This window comes from Nocardia sp. NPDC005746, from assembly GCF_040630785.1.
In the GTDB taxonomy this organism is placed as follows: Bacteria; Actinomycetota; Actinomycetes; order Mycobacteriales; family Mycobacteriaceae; genus Nocardia.
Genome location: NZ_JBEXYE010000015.1, coordinates 95283 through 112928, shown reverse-complemented (window position 1 = coordinate 112928; position 17646 = coordinate 95283). Strand labels below are relative to the sequence as shown.

Annotated in this window: 16 protein-coding genes and 1 riboswitch; of the genes, 7 read left to right on the top strand and 9 right to left on the bottom strand. The window is 69.4% G+C overall.

Annotated features, from left to right (window positions below):
* The first annotated feature begins 81 nt into the window (after positions 1 to 81).
* A complete protein-coding gene (locus ABZ412_RS26125) occupies positions 82 to 525 on the top strand; it encodes a DUF3151 domain-containing protein (protein ID WP_357284848.1) in 444 nt (147 codons plus the stop codon).
* 58 nt (positions 526 to 583) lie between these two features.
* Entirely contained in the window at positions 584 to 1678 is a 1095-nt protein-coding gene (locus tag ABZ412_RS26120; protein WP_357284982.1) for an FUSC family protein, read from the top strand.
* Between the two features lies 1 nt (position 1679).
* Here the strand turns inward: ABZ412_RS26120 and ABZ412_RS26115 are convergent, their stop codons facing one another.
* Together ABZ412_RS26115 and ABZ412_RS26110 are read right to left on the bottom strand one after the other, a co-directional pair.
* Positions 1680 to 2462, bottom strand: a complete 783-nt coding sequence (locus ABZ412_RS26115) for a site-2 protease family protein (RefSeq protein ID WP_357284845.1) — start codon at positions 2460 to 2462, stop codon at positions 1680 to 1682.
* Between the two features lie 60 nt (positions 2463 to 2522).
* Positions 2523 to 3182 (bottom strand): hypothetical protein, encoded by a 660-nt coding sequence (locus ABZ412_RS26110; protein ID WP_357284843.1) that lies wholly within the window; start codon positions 3180 to 3182, stop codon positions 2523 to 2525.
* Between the two features lie 297 nt (positions 3183 to 3479).
* Here ABZ412_RS26110 and ABZ412_RS26105 point away from each other — a divergent pair, with 297 nt between their 5' ends.
* Positions 3480 to 4769, top strand: coding sequence for an adenylosuccinate synthase (locus ABZ412_RS26105; protein ID WP_357284840.1), 1290 nt, complete (start codon positions 3480 to 3482; stop codon positions 4767 to 4769).
* Between the two features lie 72 nt (positions 4770 to 4841).
* Here the strand turns inward: ABZ412_RS26105 and ABZ412_RS26100 are convergent, their stop codons facing one another.
* Positions 4842 to 6335, bottom strand: coding sequence for a PLP-dependent aminotransferase family protein (locus ABZ412_RS26100; protein ID WP_357284837.1), 1494 nt, complete (start codon positions 6333 to 6335; stop codon positions 4842 to 4844).
* Positions 6336 to 6397: 62 nt separating this feature from the next.
* Between ABZ412_RS26100 and ABZ412_RS26095 the strand changes: the two genes are divergently transcribed.
* Both ABZ412_RS26095 and ABZ412_RS26090 read left to right on the top strand, forming a co-directional pair.
* Positions 6398 to 6700 (top strand): hypothetical protein, encoded by a 303-nt coding sequence (locus ABZ412_RS26095; protein ID WP_357284834.1) that lies wholly within the window; start codon positions 6398 to 6400, stop codon positions 6698 to 6700.
* 52 nt (positions 6701 to 6752) lie between these two features.
* Positions 6753 to 7313 carry a methylated-DNA--[protein]-cysteine S-methyltransferase gene (locus tag ABZ412_RS26090; protein WP_357284831.1) on the top strand — a complete coding sequence of 187 codons (561 nt, stop codon included), beginning with the start codon at positions 6753 to 6755 and terminating at the stop codon, positions 7311 to 7313.
* Positions 7314 to 7678: 365 nt separating this feature from the next.
* On the opposite strand, the gene ABZ412_RS26085 is transcribed toward ABZ412_RS26090, so the two are convergent.
* The 3 genes from ABZ412_RS26085 to ABZ412_RS26075 all read right to left on the bottom strand — a co-directional run bounded on the left by ABZ412_RS26085 (position 7679) and on the right by ABZ412_RS26075 (position 12531).
* Positions 7679 to 8689 (bottom strand): hypothetical protein, encoded by a 1011-nt coding sequence (locus ABZ412_RS26085; protein WP_357284829.1) that lies wholly within the window; start codon positions 8687 to 8689, stop codon positions 7679 to 7681.
* A 343-nt stretch (positions 8690 to 9032) separates the two neighbouring features.
* Positions 9033 to 11645: a LuxR C-terminal-related transcriptional regulator gene (locus ABZ412_RS26080; RefSeq protein WP_357284827.1), complete on the bottom strand. Its 2613-nt coding sequence runs from the start codon at positions 11643 to 11645 to the stop codon at positions 9033 to 9035.
* Between the two features lie 64 nt (positions 11646 to 11709).
* The gene (locus ABZ412_RS26075) at positions 11710 to 12531 is read right to left on the bottom strand and encodes a helix-turn-helix domain-containing protein (protein WP_357284824.1); all 822 of its coding nucleotides are present in this window, start codon (positions 12529 to 12531) and stop codon (positions 11710 to 11712) included.
* 102 nt (positions 12532 to 12633) lie between these two features.
* On the opposite strand from ABZ412_RS26075, the gene ABZ412_RS26070 reads away from it, so the two are divergent.
* The gene (locus ABZ412_RS26070; RefSeq protein ID WP_357284821.1) at positions 12634 to 13170 is read left to right on the top strand and encodes a YceI family protein; all 537 of its coding nucleotides are present in this window, start codon (positions 12634 to 12636) and stop codon (positions 13168 to 13170) included.
* A gap of 84 nt (positions 13171 to 13254) precedes the next feature.
* On the opposite strand, the gene ABZ412_RS26065 is transcribed toward ABZ412_RS26070, so the two are convergent.
* From ABZ412_RS26065 to ABZ412_RS26055, 3 genes are all read right to left on the bottom strand, one after another.
* The gene (locus tag ABZ412_RS26065) at positions 13255 to 14352 is read right to left on the bottom strand and encodes a CaiB/BaiF CoA-transferase family protein (protein WP_357284818.1); all 1098 of its coding nucleotides are present in this window, start codon (positions 14350 to 14352) and stop codon (positions 13255 to 13257) included.
* A 100-nt stretch (positions 14353 to 14452) separates the two neighbouring features.
* A complete protein-coding gene (locus ABZ412_RS26060; RefSeq protein ID WP_357284816.1) occupies positions 14453 to 15319 on the bottom strand; it encodes an amidohydrolase family protein in 867 nt (288 codons plus the stop codon).
* A 91-nt stretch (positions 15320 to 15410) separates the two neighbouring features.
* The gene (locus tag ABZ412_RS26055; protein ID WP_357284813.1) at positions 15411 to 16802 is read right to left on the bottom strand and encodes an FAD-dependent oxidoreductase; all 1392 of its coding nucleotides are present in this window, start codon (positions 16800 to 16802) and stop codon (positions 15411 to 15413) included.
* A 222-nt stretch (positions 16803 to 17024) separates the two neighbouring features.
* Between ABZ412_RS26055 and ABZ412_RS26050 the strand changes: the two genes are divergently transcribed.
* On the top strand, positions 17025 to 17459 hold the full coding sequence (locus tag ABZ412_RS26050; protein WP_357284810.1) for a hypothetical protein: 435 nt from the start codon (positions 17025 to 17027) through the stop codon (positions 17457 to 17459).
* A 63-nt stretch (positions 17460 to 17522) separates the two neighbouring features.
* A riboswitch (SAM riboswitch) is annotated at positions 17523 to 17638 on the top strand.
* Positions 17639 to 17646: the final 8 nt, after the last annotated feature.

The following is a 17646-nucleotide window of genomic DNA, read 5'->3' as shown; positions in this document are numbered from 1 at the left end:
GCTGCACCCCTCGTATCGGCGGAACTGTGATTCGAAGGTCAGCCTACTGAGCATTCCGGGTACCGGTGCAGAATGATCGGCATGACCTCCTTCGGCGATCTGCTCGGACCGCAGCCGGTCCTCCTTCCGGAAAACATCGACGCGGAGGACGCGCTGCTCCAGAAACAGGACCCGGTGCAGGTCGCCGCGGCCCACCCGACCGCCTCCATCGCCTGGGCCCACCTGGCCGAAGCCGCCCTGGAGCGGGGCGCCGCCGCAGACGGCGACGTCAACCTCGACATCATCTCCGCCTACGCGTTCGCGCGCACCGGCTACCACCGCGGCCTGGACCTGTTGCGCCGCAACGGCTGGAAGGGCTTCGGCCCGGTGCCGTGGAGCCACGAGCCCAACCAGGGCTTCCTGCGCAGCGTGGGCGCGCTCGCCAAGGCCGCCCGGGCCATCGGCGAGACCGACGAGTACGCGCGCTGCCTGGACCTGCTCGAGGACTGCGACCCGCGCGCCGCCGCCGAGCTCGGCCTCGACTGAATTGACCGGTGGCCTGGGCGAAACCATCGACGCCGCCCGCGAGAGCGGCGTCACCCGCATGCGCAAGGCCGCCGGACGGGTCCGCTCGTCACTGTTGCCGATCGTGCAGTGCGCCATCGGCGCGGGCGTGGCCTGGTTCATCGCTCACAATGTGATCGGGCACGAACACCCGTTCTTCGCGCCGATGGCGGCCATGATCTCCATCGGCGTCTCGTTCGGGGCCCGGCTGCGCCGCTCGATCGAGCTCATCGTGGGCGTGGCCGTCGGCATCGGCATCGGGGACCTGTTCGTGTCCCGGGTCGGCACCGGCGGCTGGCAGATCATGCTGCTGGTGGTGCTGGCCATGTGCACCGCCGTCTTCCTCGACGGCGGTCCCGTCATCACCATGCAGGCGGCCAGTTCCGCGGTGCTGGTGGCGACCCTCTACCCACCCGGCCAGGGCGGCGCGTCGCTGCGCATGATCGACGCCCTGGTGGGCGGACTGGTCGGCATCGTGGTGGTGGCGGCCATTCCCCTGCACCCGGTCCGCCGTGCTCGGGAGCAGGCGGCCGGAATCCTGGAGGTGATGGGCGCGGCCCTCACCGAATGCGCGGACGGCCTGCTCGAACACGACGCCGCCAAGATCAAGGCGGCTCTGGAGGCGGTGCGCGGCACGCAGGGTGCGATCGACTCGCTGCGCAACACTCTCGAGGGCAGTCGGGAGATCATTCGAATCTCCCCGCTGTACTGGAACTCTCGCGCCCGCCTGAGCCGGTTGCGCTACGCCGCCGACCCGCTCGACAACGCGGTCCGCAACACTCGCGTGCTGCTGCGCCGCGCCCTCACCTCGGTCCGCGACGACGAGGTGCTCGACCCGGGCCTCATCGTGGAGGTCGAGAAGCTCGGTCAGGCGGTCGACGTAGTGCGACGCATGATGCTCGCCGACCCGGACGAGAAGCCCGATCCCGCCGAGGCGACCCGCGTGCTGCGATCGGTCGGCAAGGGCGCGACCAAGGATCTGGTCGACGGTGCGGGCCTGTCCGCGCACGTGGTGTTCGCCCAATTGCGGTCCATCGTGGTGGATCTCATGCAGGTGTGCGGGGTGCGGCGGCTGTCGGCCATGGCACTGCTGCCCCCGACCGTCGCACACCCCTACGTCACGCCGATCGACTGACTCAGAGCCAGAAGCGCGTCAACCGGCTGCCCATCGACCACCACCAGCCCGGCAGCCCGGACAGCTCGAACAGCGCGTTCACCCCGTCGAAGAACAGCCGGTTCAGCTGCGGCGTGAACAACAGCGCGAACAGGATCAGCAGGCCGTACGGCTTGATCTGATCCAGCGACCGCCGGGTCTGATAGCTCAGCGACGGCTCCAGGATCCCGTACCCGTCGGTGCCGGGAATCGGCAGCAGATTCAGGACGGTCGCCGAAATCTGGAGGAAGGCAAGGAAACTCAGCCCGAACCAGAACGCGGCGTTCGAATGCCGACTACCCCACAGCGACACCATCACCAGCAGCACCACCGCGCACAGCGCGTTCACCGCGGGCCCCGCCCCACTGATCATCCGCTGCGTGCGCGGACTGAAATTGTGCGAGTGCACGTACACCGCGCCACCCGGCAGCGCGAACCCGCCGAGCGCGATGAACACCACCGGCAACCCGATCGACAGCAGCGGATGGCTGTACTTGAGCGGGTTCAGCGTGAGATACCCGCGCATCTCGACTTCCCGGTCCCCGGCTCGCCATGCCACGAACGCGTGCGCGAACTCGTGCAAACAGACCGTCACGATCCACCCGGCCACCACCAGGATGAACACTCCGAATTGGGCTTGGCGCGAATCGAGGTCGGCGTTCCAGGCGAGTACCCCGCCCAGTACCGCGACCGCCACCACCGCCAGGAACACCGGGCTGGGCCGGACCGCCCCGGAGGCCCGTCTCACCGCGCGCGCGTCATCCACCTGTCACTCCCAACCGGCCCGGCTCGTTGTCGCCGTGCCGACACCCATTCTGGGGGTGAATCAGCGAACCAGCAGCCAAGGCTCGTGGTGTCGATAGAACGTGGAGCGCTTCACCACCCGATCGGTGGTGATCCCGTCGCGGGTGACCAGCGCGCCCGGGGTGCCGAGCTGCATGGCGCGCCCGGCGACCCAGCGCTTCTTGCGCAGTCCGCGGTGCACGGTGGCGTGCAGGCCCGGCATCTCCAGCATGGGCGAAACATGCAGGGCCGCGACCTTTCCGGTGAACAGCCGGGTGTCGTCGACGTAGGCCTCGCCCTCGAGTTTCGCGCCGCCCTCGCCGACGATGGTGGCGCGGCCGATGAGCACCTTGCCGGTGTCGTCGCGGATCAGCGGGGTCTCGACGGCCCGGCCCTCGAGCGCGCGCTTGGCGGCGGCGGATCCGGTGCCGGTCTCGTAGGCGCGGGAGCCGTAGGTGCGGTCGATGGGTACGTAGCCGATCTCCACGCCGAGACGTTCGGTGCGCATGAGATGGGTGAGCACGGCGGCCAGTCCGGCATCCTCACCGAGCACGATGAGGCGCGGCAGACTGTCTGCGGCCATCACCGGCAGCAGCTCGTCCAGGGTCCCGGTATCGGGAATGGCGGCGGTCTGCGTGAGGGACAGAGAAGCGAGCGCGATGGGAACGGGTGCGCCGTCGCAGCGGAGAACATGGGTACTCAACTGCCGAACACCCTCCTCTGGCCTGCCAACACCTATCCGCCTCGCTGCGTCCCGATGGAACCCCCTGCCGGTCCCTCTCCCCGTGCCACCATAGCCCTGTCTCATTTGCCCTGCTGTCCTCAGTGCGTATCCGTTATGTCTGGTTCACACAGGGTCGAGTCGGGTGCATGCAGAGCCGGGGCGTGCACCTGGACGTATGTGGTCATCCAGTAAAGTGTGCCCACGGCCACCGCCTTCTGATGGCGGGTAGCTGCAGCAACATGGGTGCTGCGCGTCGAACCCGTAGGAGACACTCGCATGCCGGCAATCGTGCTGATCGGCGCCCAGTGGGGCGACGAAGGCAAGGGCAAAGCCACCGATCTGCTCGGTGACCGAGTCCAGTGGGTAGTTCGATACCAGGGCGGCAACAACGCGGGGCACACCGTGGTGCTGCCGAACGGTGAGAGCTTCGCGCTGCACCTGATCCCGTCCGGCATTCTCACCCCCGATGTGACCAACGTCATCGGCAACGGCGTGGTCGTGGATCCGGGCGTGCTGCTGGCCGAACTCGCCGGTCTCGAAGAGCGCGGCGTGGACACCTCCCGCCTGCTGCTCTCGGCCGACGCGCACCTGATCATGCCGTACCACGTGGCCATCGATAAGGTCACCGAACGCTTCCTCGGCAACAAGAAGATCGGCACCACCGGCCGCGGCATCGGCCCCTGCTATCAGGACAAGGTCGCCCGCGTCGGCGTCCGCGTGGCCGACGTGCTGGACGAGAAGATCCTCACCCAGAAGGTCGAGGCCGCACTGGAATTCAAGAACCAGGTGCTGGTCAAGATCTACAACCGCCGCGCGCTGGACCCGCAGCAGGTGGTGGACGAGGTGCTGGAGAAGGCCGAGGGCTTCAAGCACCGCATCGCCGACTCCCGCCTGCTGCTCAACGAGGCGCTGGAGCGCGACGAGATCGTGCTGCTGGAGGGCTCGCAGGGCACGCTGCTCGACGTCGACCACGGCACCTACCCCTACGTGACCTCGTCCAACCCGACCGCGGGCGGCGCGGCCGTGGGTGCGGGCGTCGGCCCCAACAAGATCACCACGGTGCTCGGCATCCTGAAGGCGTACACCACCCGCGTCGGCTCCGGCCCGTTCCCGACCGAACTCTTCGACGAATCCGGCACCTACCTGGCCAAGACCGGCGGCGAGGTCGGCGTCACCACCGGCCGCGCCCGCCGCACCGGCTGGTTCGACGCCGTGATCGCCCGCTACGCCACCCGCGTCAACGGCATCACCGACTACTTCCTCACCAAGCTGGACGTGCTCTCCAGCCTGGACACCGTCCCGATCTGCGTCGCCTACGAGATCGACGGCGAGCGCGTCGAGCAGATGCCCACCACCCAGACCGACTTCCACCACGCCAAGCCCATCTACGAGGAGATGCCCGGCTGGTGGGAGGACATCTCCGGCTGCCGCACCTTCGAGGAGCTCCCGGCCAACGCCCAGGCGTACGTGCAGCGCCTGGAAGAGCTGTCCGGCGCGCGGGTCTCGTGCATCGGCGTCGGCCCGGGCCGCGATCAGACCATCGTCCGCCACGACATCCTGGGCTGACACGCCCGAGCCGTGAAGCGACTTCGCCCCCGCCGCATCGAATGCGGCGGGGGCGAAGTGTTTCCGGCGGTATCAGTAGGTGATGAGGGGAGCCAGCGGGTCGGCCGCGTGCGGGGTGAGGCCCTGATACGCCGCGGCGATCGACTTCACCGCAACGCGGATATCGGCCTCCTCATGCGTGAAGGGGAGGCGGATGAACCGCTCGAACGCGCCCTGGACGCCGAAACGTGGTCCGGCGGCGAGCAATACGCCGTGATTGGGGGCGGTGGCGGCGAGCGCCGTCGAGACCGGAGCGGGGAGCTGAGCCCACAGGGACATGCCGCCCGCGCCGGGGGTGACCCGCCAATCGGGGAGTTCCTCGGCGAGGGTTTCCAGCAGGACCGCGCGGCGGGAGCGGAGTTGCGCCCGGCGGGTGGTGAGGATCTCGTCCTCGTTGCGGAGCAGATGGACGGTGGCCAGTTGGTCCATCACCGGGGTGCCGAGGTCGACGGTGGAGCGGGTGCCCAGCAGTTTGGTGATCAACGGCTGATTGGCGCGGACCCAGCCCACCCGCAGACCGCCCCAGAACGACTTCGAGGCCGAACCGATGGTGACGATCTCCGAGCCGCGGGCGAAAGCCGCCGCGGGCGGCGGGGATTCGATATCGGAGAGATTCAGGTCGCCCATCGACTCGTCGACGATCACCGTCATCCGGGTCTCGCGGGCGATGGCGGCCAGTTCGGCGCGGCCCTCCGCGTCCAGCAGATGCCCGGTGGGGTTGTTGAAGTCGGGGATCAGGTACGCCATGCTGGCGGCGGTTTGCCGTGCGGCACTGCGGATTCCGTCCAGATCCCAGCCGTCCGGGCGCATCGGCACCGGCACCGGGCGCGCGCCCACATCGCGAATCGCCTCGATGGCGTTCGGGTAAGTGGGGTGCTCGATCAGGACCCGCTCGGCCGGGGTGGTGAGCACATTGAGCAGCAGGCGCAGGCCGTGCTGCGCGCCCAGGGTGATGAGGATCTGGTCCGGTTCGGTGGGCAGGCCGCGTTCGGTGTAGCGGCGGGCCAGCGCCTCGCGCAGCATGAGCACGCCCACCGGGTCCATGCCGTGCGTACCCAGATAGGTCGGAAGACCTTGCAGGGCAAAGGAGTACGCCTCGGTCATCTGCGGCGGGGCGGCCATGGACGCATAGGTCATGTCGATGGTCGGCAGTTCCGGCTGCGCCATCATGGCCAGGATGCTGCGGGCCGGCTTCGCGCCGTCGTGGACCACGGTCGGCGGCAACGCCACCGTGCTGCGCGAACCCTGACGGCTGATCAGGTAACCGTGTTCGCGCAGTAGCGAATACGCGGAGGTGACGGTGGTGCGGCTGACCGCGAGGCTGGTGGACAGGTCGCGTTCGCTGGGCAGGGCCACGCCCAGCGGGGCGCGGCCGTCGTGGATGAGCAGGCGGATGCTCTCGGCCAGGGCCACGTACGCGGGCCGCGTGGACCGCTTGCCGTTGTCGGCGGCCGCGCCCGATTCGTCGTTACGCCACCGGCCCAGGTCGCGTGTGAGGCTGGCCGCGCCGATCACTCGTGTCGCCATACAGGCCAGTATCCAGGCACTGGATATTTTCTTCAAGTCCAGGGCGGGTCCATCATGGGGGCATGGTCGCACTACTCGGTTCCCTCGTGATTGTCGCCGCGTTCGCCGGTCTCGTGTACCGGTTCGCGCCCGCACCCGGCGAGCGCTGGGGTGTGCTGCTGGAGCGGTATCGCCCGCATGCCCCCATGTCGGACTGGTCGGTCGGCGAATATGAAGCGGCCCGCCAGTATTCGGACCTCGCCGCCATCGCCTCGCTGCGTCCCGACGTGCCCTCGGAGCCCGCGCGCCGGAAGGCGGGCCGCGGCGCCTCGGCCGCGGCGGCCCTCTCCACCATTCCCTGCCGCAATGAGTCAGTCCAGTTCTAGCGAACTGGCCTTGAATCTGCGTTCTGTCGGTGCCAGCGTGCACACTGGCCTTATGTCCGCCCCGGTCCGCCCCCAGGCGTCGGCGGCGCTCTTCGATACCGCGATCGGCGTCTGCGCCATCGCGTGGAGCGCCACCGGCGTCCTGCGTTTCGCCCTCCCCGACCGCGACCCGGCGGCCACCCGCACCCACATCCTGCGCCGCCACCGCCGCGCCGACCTCCACGAGGCCGCCCCCACCCCCGAGATGGCCGAGGCCATCGCCCGCATCCAGGCCCACCTGACCGGCGACCTCGACGACCTCCGCTGGATTCCCGTGGACCCCACCCTCTTCAACGACTTCGACCGAGCCGTCTACGAGGTCACCCGAGCCATCGACCCCGGCCACACCCTCAACTACGGCGCGGTCGCCAACCGCATCGGCGCCCCCGGCGGCGCCCAGGCCGTAGGCCAATCCCTCGGCCGCAACCCCATCCCGCTGATCATCCCCTGCCACCGAGTCCTCGCCGCCGACCACGCCCTCCACGGCTTCTCCGCCCCCGGCGGCCTCACCACCAAACAGCGCCTCCTCGAAATAGAGCGCACCCCCGGTTTCGGCGAACCCACCCTCTTCTGACCCTGCTCACCCGAACAACGACAACGCCCACACCGACCAGACCGGTGCGGGCGTCGCCACGAAATCCGCTGTCAGTCCCGAGTTCTCATGACGTGATTCCAGCCGAGCTACGGGCGGATGAGAGCCTCCACGTCCAAGTCCGGGAGCTGGTTGCGTGTGCAGAACACCCACACGTCGGCGCCGGGGGTGAAGGTCATCCGCGCCGTGCCGCGGTCCCTGCACGAGACCGATCGGCGGCGCGCCGTTGACGTTACGGCGGCTGCAGACTCCAGCCATCGCAGTGCCACCACTCGCCGGGTGCGGTATCCGCCCGGATCACGCCGCCCGGCTCGGTCGTGATGACCGGCGCCGTGGCCGAGGCCGAATCAGAGGGCACTGCCCAGGAAGCCGCCGATGGCAGCGCCACCCGTGCCGCCGACGGCGGCACCTAGGGTGGCAGCGGGAAGGCCCACGGCCGCGGCGCCGGCCGCCGCGCCGATACCGCCACCGATGAGCGCGCCACCGACCATGCCGCCGGGTACATCGATCGGAGCGAGTCCCGGCATGACCACTGCGGCGGCGGATCCGAGGCCGAATCCGATCGCGGTGCCGATGGCCGCACCGGCCGTTCCGCCCATGGCCGCACCGACCAGGGCGGCGGGGACTCCCGCGCCCACAGCTCCCGCGCCCGCTCCGATGGCGGCTCCGCCCAGGGTGCCCGCGGCGATCTTGTCGGAGCGGGTCGGGCTGACGCCGATGGAGTTGAGGCCGGTGGCGAGGCTCGCTTCGGCGTCGGCGGCGACGCCGTTGACGCCGTCGAGGACGGTCTCGGGGAGTTCGTCCGGGGCAGGGGTGGTGAAGTCGCCGATACGGACGGTGCGCGGAGGCGGGGCGATGGGGAGGACCGGCGTGACGACGGTGGGGGCGTGCAGGGATTGGACGTCCAGGGCCGGGGCCGCGTCCCGGGTGTTGGGGACGGGGCGGAAGTTGGCGGGGACCGGGTAGTCCGCGAGCTGGGACGGTGGCTGCGGCGACGCGGGCCGGGGGCGGGGGATGGTGACGCCGGGCTGCACGGTCGTCACGCGGACGGGGTGGTCCTGGTCGCCGGTGGGGAGCGCCACGCCCGGCTGGGCGGCGGCGGTGCGGGGTGAGGGGAGGATGCCGGGGCCGGTGGCGTCGATGCTCTGCGGGTTCGGGGCGGCGGGTCCGGGCCGGGCGGTGTTGTGCGGGGAGCTGTTGCCGCCCGGTGTGCCGGTGCTGCCCGTCAGGGGCACGGAAGCCTGGGTGGCGGTGCCATCGGCCACCTGGGCCGGTTCACCGGCGTTCGAGCAGGCCACGGCCAGTGCCAGCGGAATGGCCCCGACCACGAGCGCGCGCCGGGCGACGCTGCTGTTCATTTCACGATTTCGTCCACGCACGCGAAACACCAACTTTCCGAACGTATTTCGTTTCACCGGTCCGGCGGACCGCCCATCGATGCCGGTGATTCGCGACCGCCGCTGCCGGAGCGTTGCCGCCGGTCCGGTGTAACCGCGTTGACGCACGTCACAGCACCGGATCGGGGGTGCGAAGTTTTCCGGCCCTCAGGTTGTGACCCTCATCGGGTTCACGCTGCGCGGAAAGGTGACTGATGGAGAGCTGTTGGCTCCAGCCTCAATTGCCGACCCGGTGACATGACCGTGGGTGGCGGGAGATATCGCATATTTTGCTGGTAAGCGGTGCGAACAACCCGGCGTCGGGTCAGTTCACGGTGCTGCCGGACGATGTCCCGCCCCGCATGAGATCGGCCAGCGCCTCGCGATCGGTGACATCGAGCTTGATGCACGCCCGGTACAGATGCCCCTCGACCGTGCGCACCGAGACGGTCAGCCGATCCGCGATCTGCCGGTTCGACAGCCCGGCCGCGACCAGATTCGCGATCTCCCGTTCCCGCGCGGTGAGCGGCAACGGCTGCGCGGACTGCCGCAGCGCCGGGGTGGAGGCTCCGCCGCAGGCGGCGGCGAGCCGGTTGGCGGTGGCCGCGGATTCCAGCAGGCGGCGGCGATCCCCGGCCCGCTCATGCGCGGACGCGGCCTGCGCGGCGGCGTCGGCGGCCGACAGCATCGCCCCGATGGACTCGAATTCCGCTGCGGCGGTGTCCAATCCGGGCCCGTCGTGGGCGGCGACCGCGACCGCGTGCCGGGCCTGCACCTGCACCAGCCGCCCGTCGATGCGCGCCGCCAGATCGGCGAGCCGGCCTGCCACCGTGGCATCGCCGAAGCGGGCGGCGGTGTGCAGCGCCATCGCTTCGACAGCGTGCTGATGCGATCGCGCGGCCAGGTCGGCGGCGCCGATGGCGAGCCGGACCGCGGGCGTCGCGGTGCCTTCGGCGGCGGCCTGCATCGCGCGCGCCAAATCCAGCATCGCCTCGTACACCGCGCTGTGCCGCCCGCCCCGGAAGGACGCCGCCGCAATGGCTTCCGCGGCGTCGGCGGAGCGCCCGAGCGCCGAATAGGCCTCCGCGAGGCGCAGTTGGGCCGGGAACATCCAGGCCGCCGCGCCCTCGGTGGTGAGCGCGGCGAGCGCCTGCTCGAGATTGTCGATGCCCTGGGGGAACTTGCCCTGCGCCACATCCACGGTGCCCTGCAGGATCTTGGCCAGGCCCCAGGCCAGGTATTGCCCGGCGGAGGAGAACGGGTAGGGCCGGTTGGCGCACCCCCGTGCGGCTTCGAGTTCGCCGGTGAAGGTGAGCGCCAGGACTTCCGCGTGCGTGAACATGAACCGGTTCAGGCCGTCGATGTGCGGTTCCACGGCGTGCCCGCGGGCGGCGTACTGCCGGGCCGCCTCGCCGCGCCCCATGAGCGCCAGCGCGAGCCCGCCGCCGAACGCGGCCCAGTACACCGCCCAGGGCGGCGCCTCGGGCGTGGACATGACTGATTCGGCGAGGGTGAACGCCTCCTCGATGCGGTTCTCGTTGACCGCGCACGCGGAGGCCAGGCCGTCCAGCGCCGCAATGATTTTCGGGTGGCTGACCCGTTTGCGCACCGAGGCCAGCACCTCGTCGGCGCGGTCGGCGTCGCCCATGGACCACAGCAGATTCGCGACCCGGGTGCTGCCCCAGCGCGCCAGCTGGACCTCGGTGAGCTGGTCGGGGTCGAATCCGGCGAGGGTGCGTTCGGCCTCGATGCGATGCCCCTGCCAGAGCAGGGCGCGGGCGAGCAGATCGGCGGCCTCGACGCCGCCCTGTCGTTCCACCGCGGCGCGCGCGAACCGTTCTCCCAGTGGCAGATTCGCCAGGCTGATGGCGTCGGCGGCCGCGGCCTGGAACAGTTCCAGGTCCGCGGATTTGTCGCTGTCCAAGGCCAATTCGGCGAGCCGGATGCGTTCGGAGGCGGAGTTGACGGGCCGGTCCTTGAGCGAGGAGTACAGCCGCCCGCGCAGCCGCCGCGCCGACGCGATGCCCAGTCGCCGCCGGATCACCTCGCCGAACAGCGGATGGTTGTAGCGCACCAGCAGCTGGTGCCCGTTCTCGACAATCCTGATGAGCCCGCGGGTTTCGGCCGATTCGACGGCTTCCTCGCCCGCGATCTCGGATAACACGTCCAAGTCGATGGGCTCGCAGAAGGTGAGCAGTTCCAGCACCCGCAGCACCGATTCGGGCAGCTGTTCCACCCGATCCTCCAGCAGCGCCGCCAGTTCCGAGGTGACCGCGGCCCGCCCGCGCAGCTGCCACACCCCGTTGACCTGTCGCAGCGTGCCCGCTTCGAGCGCGCCGTCGACGAGGTGGCGCAGGAAAAGCGCGTTGCCGCCGGAGGATTCCCACATCAGGTTGGCGGTGAAGCCCTCCAGCTGCCCGCCCAGCATGGATTCCACGAGTTCGACGCTCTGCCGCTGGGTGAACGGCCTGAGGTCGATGCGCAGCAGATGGCCGTCCTTCCACAGCGAGGTGATGGCGTCGGGCACCTGCACCCCGCTGCGCACGGTGGCCACGATGTGGGCGGCCTTGTCGATGGCCAGCTGCAGTAGCAGGGTGGCGGAGAGCTGGTCGAGCAGATGGGCGTCGTCGACGCCGATGATGGTGTGTCCGTCGGAGAGCAGCGCTTCGCGGGCGGCGGCCATGAAGGTCACCGGGTCGTGGGCGGTGTACACCCCCACCATGTGCGCGAAGACCCCGAGCGGAATGCTGCGGGCGGACTCGGTGCCGGCCACCCAGCGGACATTTCCCGCGGAGGCGGTGGCCATCCGCGCCAGCGTGGTTTTCCCGACCCCCGCGTCACCCGTGAGCACCACACCGACGAAGTCGCCGCCGGTGAGCGCCGACCTGATCGATTCGAGCTCGTTCTCCCGTTCGACCATCGGCCAATTCCGAGCCATAGGTCAACTGTAGTTCGCCGGGCCCGCCCCGGCGGTCGGAACGCGGGCCTGCGAGCTGCGGTTTTTATTCGTTGACCAGCCGCAATCCGGGGGTTCGGGCGTGTCGCCGGTCGACCAGCCAGATCATGACCGTCTGGTCTGCGGCCGGATCCAGGGTCTCCACTTCGACCTCCACCTCGCCGCGCAGCGGGTGTTGCAGGCGCACCACGACGGAACGGAAGTCGGTGAGCCGGTGCTCGCGCCAGCGCCGCTCGAATTCGGGATTGCGGCTCAGGGTCTCGATGGTCCCGGCGACCGACGGGTCGTCGGGGAACCGGGTGGCGGCGGCCCGCAGCGCCGAGGTGGCCATGTCGGCGACGTCGGGCCAGTTCAGGAAGGTTTTCCGGGCGGCCGGATGGTCGAAGACGTAGATCGCGAAGTTGCTGTGCGCCTCGGTGTCGAACATGCCGAGCGGTTCGGCGAAGTCGCGGAAGGACGGGTTCCAGGACAGCAGGTTCAGCCAGCGGCCGAGCACGAAGGCGGGCGTGGGCTGCAGGGCGTCGATGACGGCCTGGATGGTGTCGGAGACCTGTTCGCGGGCCTGTCCGGCGGCCGGGCAGGAGGTCTTCTGTTCCAGGCTCAGGGCCAGCTTGCCGAAGTGGTGCTTCTCGACTTCGTTGAGCCGCAAGGCATCCGCGAGCGCGGCGAGCACGGCGGTGGAGGGGTTGGTGTCGCGTCCCTGTTCCAGCCGGGCCAGGTAGTCTGCGCTGACTCCGGCGAGCGCGGCCACCTCCTCGCGGCGCAGGCCGGGTGTGCGCCGGCGGCGGCCGCTGGGCAGGCCGACGTCCTCGGGCTGCAACTGGGCGCGTCGGGCGATCAGGAACTCGGCGAATTCGGAACGGGACACCCTTCCATACTGCCTGGTCCGTGTTCCGTTATCCCCGCCCTGCCAGTCCCCGGATAACCACGGTGTGGATAAACGGACCGGAGTCCACTTACGGTAGGTGGCATGACGACTTCCGAGCAGACCACCCTCGCCCCCGGCTCCTGGACCCTGGACGCCGCCCACTCCTCGGTCAACTTCACCGTGAAGCACCTGGGCATCTCCAAGGTCCGCGGCCGCTTCAACCGCTTCGAGACCGGCTTCGTGGTCAACGAGGCCGGCGAGGCCGCCATCGAGGCCACCATCTACTTCGACTCCTTCGACACCGGCAACGAGATGCGCGACGGCCACGTCCGCAGCGCCGACATCCTGGATGTCGCCAACCGCCCGCACCTGACCTTCCGCATCCCGGAGCCGATCGCCCTCTCCGAGGAGTTCGAGGTCACCGGTGAGGCCACCATCGGCGGCATCACCAAGCCGGTCACCCTCGCGGTCGAGTGGGGCGGCGTGCAGGTCTTCCCGCAGGACAACAAGGAGCACGCGGGCTTCAACGCCACCAGCTCCATCAAGCGCAGCGATTTCGACGTCGCGCCGGGCATGCCGAACGCCATGCTGAGCGACAAGATCGCCATCGAGCTGGACATCCAGCTGGTCGCCCCGTAATTCCCGAGCCACACCCCGCCGCATCGGAAAAGTCAACGCCCCCTGTGGAATTCCAGAGGGGGCGTTCGGCCGTCTACGGGGAGGTCAGTCGGCCCAGACGTTCTCGATCGGGGTGCCCTCGTTCGGCGGCGGCGTCGGAACCGCGGCCGGAGTGCGCGAGAAGCGCGGCGCCGGGGCGTGCTGCACGACGCCGTCGATCTCGACCAGGCCGGTGCGGGCCTGGATGTGCGGGTTCTGCTCGGCCTCGGTGAAGGTCAGCACCGGGGTGGTGCAGGCGTCGGTGTGCTCGAAGATCGCCCACCACTCGTCGCGGGTCTTGGTCTTGAACTTCTCGGTGAACAGCTTGCGGAGCTGGTCCTGGCCGTTGGGGTCGAGCTGGTTGGGCAGGCCCTCGGGCGAGATCTCCAGGCCCCGCAGCAGTTCAGCGTAGAACTGCGGCTCGATGCATCCGACGGCCATGTACTTGCCGTCGGAGGTCTCGTAGGTGTCGTAGAACGCCATGCCGGTGTCGAGCAGGTTGGTGCCGCGCTCGTCCGACCACAGGCCGACGCCCTTCATGCCCCAGATCATGTGCGACAGCGCGAGCGCGCCGTCGATCATGGCGGCGTCGATGACCTGGCCCTTGCCGGAGTTCTGACGTTCCACCAGCGCGGCCAGGATGCCGAAGACCAGGAACATGGAACCGCCGCCGAAGTCGCCGACCATGTTCAGCGGTGGAACCGGCCGCTCGCCCTTGCGGCCGATGGCGTTCAGCACACCGGTGAGGGAGATGTAGTTGATGTCGTGGCCCGCGCGGTCGGCCATCGGGCCGTACTGGCCCCAGCCGGTCATGCGGCCGTAGACCAGGCGCGGGTTGCGTTCCAGCGCGGCGTCGGGGCCCAGGCCCATGCGCTCGGTGACGCCGGGGCGGAAGCCCTCGAGCAGCACGTCGGCCTTGCCGATCAGGCCGAGCACCTTCTCGATGTCGGCGGGATCCTTGAGGTTGGCCTCGACGATGGTGCGGCCGCGCCACTGCGGGCGTTCCATGAAGCCGGGCAGCATGCCGGGCCGCTGGACCCGGACCACGTCGGCGCCGAGGTCGGCGAGCAGCAGTGCCGCGTGCGGACCGGGGCCGATGCCGGCCAGTTCAACAACCCGGATGCCCGCGAGCGGGCCCTGCTTGGCGGTGGATGGAGTGCTCACGCCCTACCTCGGTTCGTCGTCGAATGCTGCGCACCGGCTCACCCGCCGGTGTTGACGCTATGACAATAACGCGAAGGTTCGGAAGCGCGGAGGGCGCGGCCTATCGATCGATGCGGGGCAGCGGGAGCGTGGCAGGGTGCTGGGGAGCGGGCAGTTCCGAGCGCGGCAGCCGCAGCGTCGGCGGTTCCCCGGTCGAGCGGTTCGCGGCCGGGTCCTCGAAGTCGCGCACCTTGGCGGGCAGGCCGTAGAAGGCGCGGGCATTGTCTTCCAGGACCTTGTGCAGATCCGAGCCCACGGAGTCGGCGAGCAGGGAGATGTCGGCGTCGCGGAAGGGCCGTCCGGCCCGGGTACCCGGCAGATCGGTGCCGAACATGAGGGCTTCGGGGTTGACGGTGTGGATCTTGCGCAGGGCCGAGCCGACATTCATCGCCACCCGCCCGAAGCCGGAGGCCTTCACCTTGGCTCCCCGGTCGACCAGGTTGAGCAGGTACGGCAGGCAGTCGTCGGACATGCCCAGGTGGTCGATGGACAGCTTGGGCAGCTTGGTGATGACCGGTTCCAGCGAGCCCAGCATGGACCCGTCGATGTAGAGCTCGACATGCCACCCGGCCAGTTCGTAGGCGCGCAGGGCCAGCATGGTGAGTCCGACGATGTCGCCGCCCGCCCGCTTGAGGTTGAACCGGATGGCCCGCACCCCGGCCTTGCTCAGCGCGAGGATCTCGGCGTCGCTCGCGTCGACATGGAGATTGGTGACGCCGACCCAGCCCTCGCCGAGTTCGGCGAGGGCGGCCAGCAGATAGCTCTGATCGGTGCCCTGGAAGGACCCGCTGACCACCGCGCCACCGTCGATATCGAAGCGGGACATGCGCTTGCGATAGTCGGCGATGGTGTACGGGTCGGGCAGGTAGCCCTCGTTCTCGACCAGCGGGAACCGCGGATCGAAGATGTGGAGATGGGCATCGAACACGTGATCAGCATGCCTCAGAACGGTGACAAGTGTGGACAACCTTGTCCAGCAGGCGGATTCACGCTGGTCAGGACGTCGGGTCGGTGACCGCTCAGGAGGCCTTGTCGGGCTCGGAGGCGGCCAGCATCGCGTCGCGCTCGACGACCTTGACCCGCTCGCGGCCCTGCGGCTCGCCGAGGGCGCGCTCGTGCGCGTCCAGGCGGTACCAGCCGGCCCAGGTGGTGAACGGGATGCCTTTGCCCTCGAGGAACTCGGTGACGGCCTCGAGCTCCGGCTTGGCGGCCGGGGCGAAGTTGGCGGCGTCGTCGAGCAGGCAGGCGATGGTCTCGTTGGCGTCGCCCTTGGTGTGGCCGATCAGGCCGACCGGGCCGCGCTTGATCCAGCCGGTGACGTAGGTAGCGGGCATGTAGCGGGCCGCGCCGTCGGCGTCCTCGTCGATGATCACGCGACCGGCCTCGTTGGGCACGGTGCCAGCCTGGTCGTCGAAGGGCAGGGCCGGGATGTTCTGCGACAGGTAGCCCACCGCGCGGTACACGGCCTGGATGTCCCAGTCCTTGAATTCGCCGGTGCCCTTGCAGTTTCCGGTGCCGTCGAGCTGGGTGCGCTCGGTGCGCAGGCCCACGACCTTGCCGTCCTCGCCCAGGATCTCCGAGGGGTTCTCGAAGAAGTGCAGGAACAGCTTGTGCGGGCGGTTGCCGACGTCGCGGATGGCCCACTGCTCGAGGGTGTTGCAGATCATGTCGACCTGCTTGGAGTGCCGGCGCGCGGCCTCGGAGCCCTCGTCGTAGTCGATGTCCTCGGGGTCGACGATGACCTCGATGGTCGGCGAGTGGTCGAGTTCGCGCAGCTCGAGCGGGGTGAACTTGGCCTGCGCGGGACCGCGGCGGCCGAACACGTGCACCTCGAGCGCCTTGTTGCCCTTGAGGCCCTCGTAGACGTTCGGCGGGATCTCGGTCGGCAGCAGCTCGTCGCCGGTCTTGGCGAGCACGCGCGCCACGTCGAGGGCGACGTTGCCGACGCCGAGGACGGCGACCTTCTCCGCCTCCAGCGGCCAGGTGCGGGCGACGTCGGGGTGGCCGTCGTACCAGGACACGAAGTCCGCGGCGCCGTAGGAGCCGTCCAGGTCGATGCCCGGCACGCCCAGCGCGCGGTCGGCGTTGGCGCCGGTGGAGAAGATGACCGCGTCGTAGAACTGCTGCAGGTCCTCGAGGGTGATGTCGACGCCGTAGTCGATATTGCCGAGCAGGCGGACCTGCGGCTTGTCGAGCACCTTGTGCAGCGCGGTGATGATGCCCTTGATGCGCGGGTGGTCCGGCGCCACGCCGTAGCGGATCAGGCCGAAGGGCGCGGGCATGCGCTCGTAGAGATCGATGCTCACGTCCGCGTCGGACTTCATCAACGCGTCGGCGGCGTAGATGCCGGCCGGTCCTGCGCCCACGATCGCAATGCGTAGCGGGCGGGTCGCTGCACTCTGTTCGGTCATTCTTCCGCGCACCCTTTGGGTCGAAACTAACTTGCCGTCAAAACTCAGCCGTCGCTCTTAGCTTAGGCTAAGTTGACGCTCTGGCCTCGGCGGCCTCCGTTGGCCCCCGACGCTGCAGCGTTGCTGCGTAGTCTTGCTATTCCCGCGCTGGGGCGGGAAATTCTGCTGATTCTATCGATGGCACGCGGCGGCCCGCACAAGGGGACCAGGCATGATCTACCCATGAGCGACGCCGAGGAGACCCCGATCCGGATCGACCAGAACGAGACCCGCAGCATGTGGCCGTTCCTGGTGGCGGCGGGAATCATCGCGATGGTGATCCTGGGAATCGTGATCGCGTCGGTCGTGTCGCCGGTTGAGAAGAATGTCACAGATTCCGATCGGCTCTCGCTGGCGGCGACCAAGTTCGTGATGGCCCGCAACGAGAAGGGGCAGTACGACCCGGCGCTGTCCTGCAAGGGATTCGACGAGAACGCCTCGCCGCTGAAGGCGGCCACCGCGACCGGCGGCTCGATCGCCTTCGACAAGCTGACCGACGCGTCCGTCACGGGCGACCAGGCCACCGCCCAGGTCACGTTCACCGTCGCCGGGGCGCCGTCGACGTCGACGTGGCACTTCGCCAAGGAGAATTCCCGCTGGTTGGTCTGTAATTCGTGACAACGGCCGAATGCGCCGCCGGGGTTTGACAGTGGGGACGGTTCTTCGGCAATCTCAATCCCAGGTCATGAGTACCAGCGCCAAGCCCCGGCTGGCTGGTCGGCAACCCTCCTCCGCGGTGGGGTGCTCCGGGTGACGACCTGGCCTCGCATCGGACAGCGGTGCGGCAAGTGCGGATTCTCAGGAG

What these genes read in the sequence shown, in the direction of transcription:
- ABZ412_RS26125 (WP_357284848.1), top strand. Translation starts at nt 82, where the DNA reads ATGACCTCCTTCGGCGATCTGCTCGGACCGCAGCCGGTCCTCCTTCCG.
- ABZ412_RS26120 (WP_357284982.1), top strand. Translation starts at nt 584, where the DNA reads ATGCGCAAGGCCGCCGGACGGGTCCGCTCGTCACTGTTGCCGATCGTG.
- ABZ412_RS26105 (WP_357284840.1), top strand. Translation starts at nt 3,480, where the DNA reads ATGCCGGCAATCGTGCTGATCGGCGCCCAGTGGGGCGACGAAGGCAAG.
- ABZ412_RS26100 (WP_357284837.1), bottom strand. Translation starts at nt 6,335, where the DNA reads ATGGCGACACGAGTGATCGGCGCGGCCAGCCTCACACGCGACCTGGGC.
- ABZ412_RS26095 (WP_357284834.1), top strand. Translation starts at nt 6,398, where the DNA reads ATGGTCGCACTACTCGGTTCCCTCGTGATTGTCGCCGCGTTCGCCGGT.
- ABZ412_RS26090 (WP_357284831.1), top strand. Translation starts at nt 6,753, where the DNA reads ATGTCCGCCCCGGTCCGCCCCCAGGCGTCGGCGGCGCTCTTCGATACC.
- ABZ412_RS26085 (WP_357284829.1), bottom strand. Translation starts at nt 8,689, where the DNA reads ATGAACAGCAGCGTCGCCCGGCGCGCGCTCGTGGTCGGGGCCATTCCG.
- ABZ412_RS26080 (WP_357284827.1), bottom strand. Translation starts at nt 11,645, where the DNA reads ATGGCTCGGAATTGGCCGATGGTCGAACGGGAGAACGAGCTCGAATCG.
- ABZ412_RS26070 (WP_357284821.1), top strand. Translation starts at nt 12,634, where the DNA reads ATGACGACTTCCGAGCAGACCACCCTCGCCCCCGGCTCCTGGACCCTG.
- ABZ412_RS26055 (WP_357284813.1), bottom strand. Translation starts at nt 16,802, where the DNA reads ATGACCGAACAGAGTGCAGCGACCCGCCCGCTACGCATTGCGATCGTG.
- ABZ412_RS26050 (WP_357284810.1), top strand. Translation starts at nt 17,025, where the DNA reads ATGAGCGACGCCGAGGAGACCCCGATCCGGATCGACCAGAACGAGACC.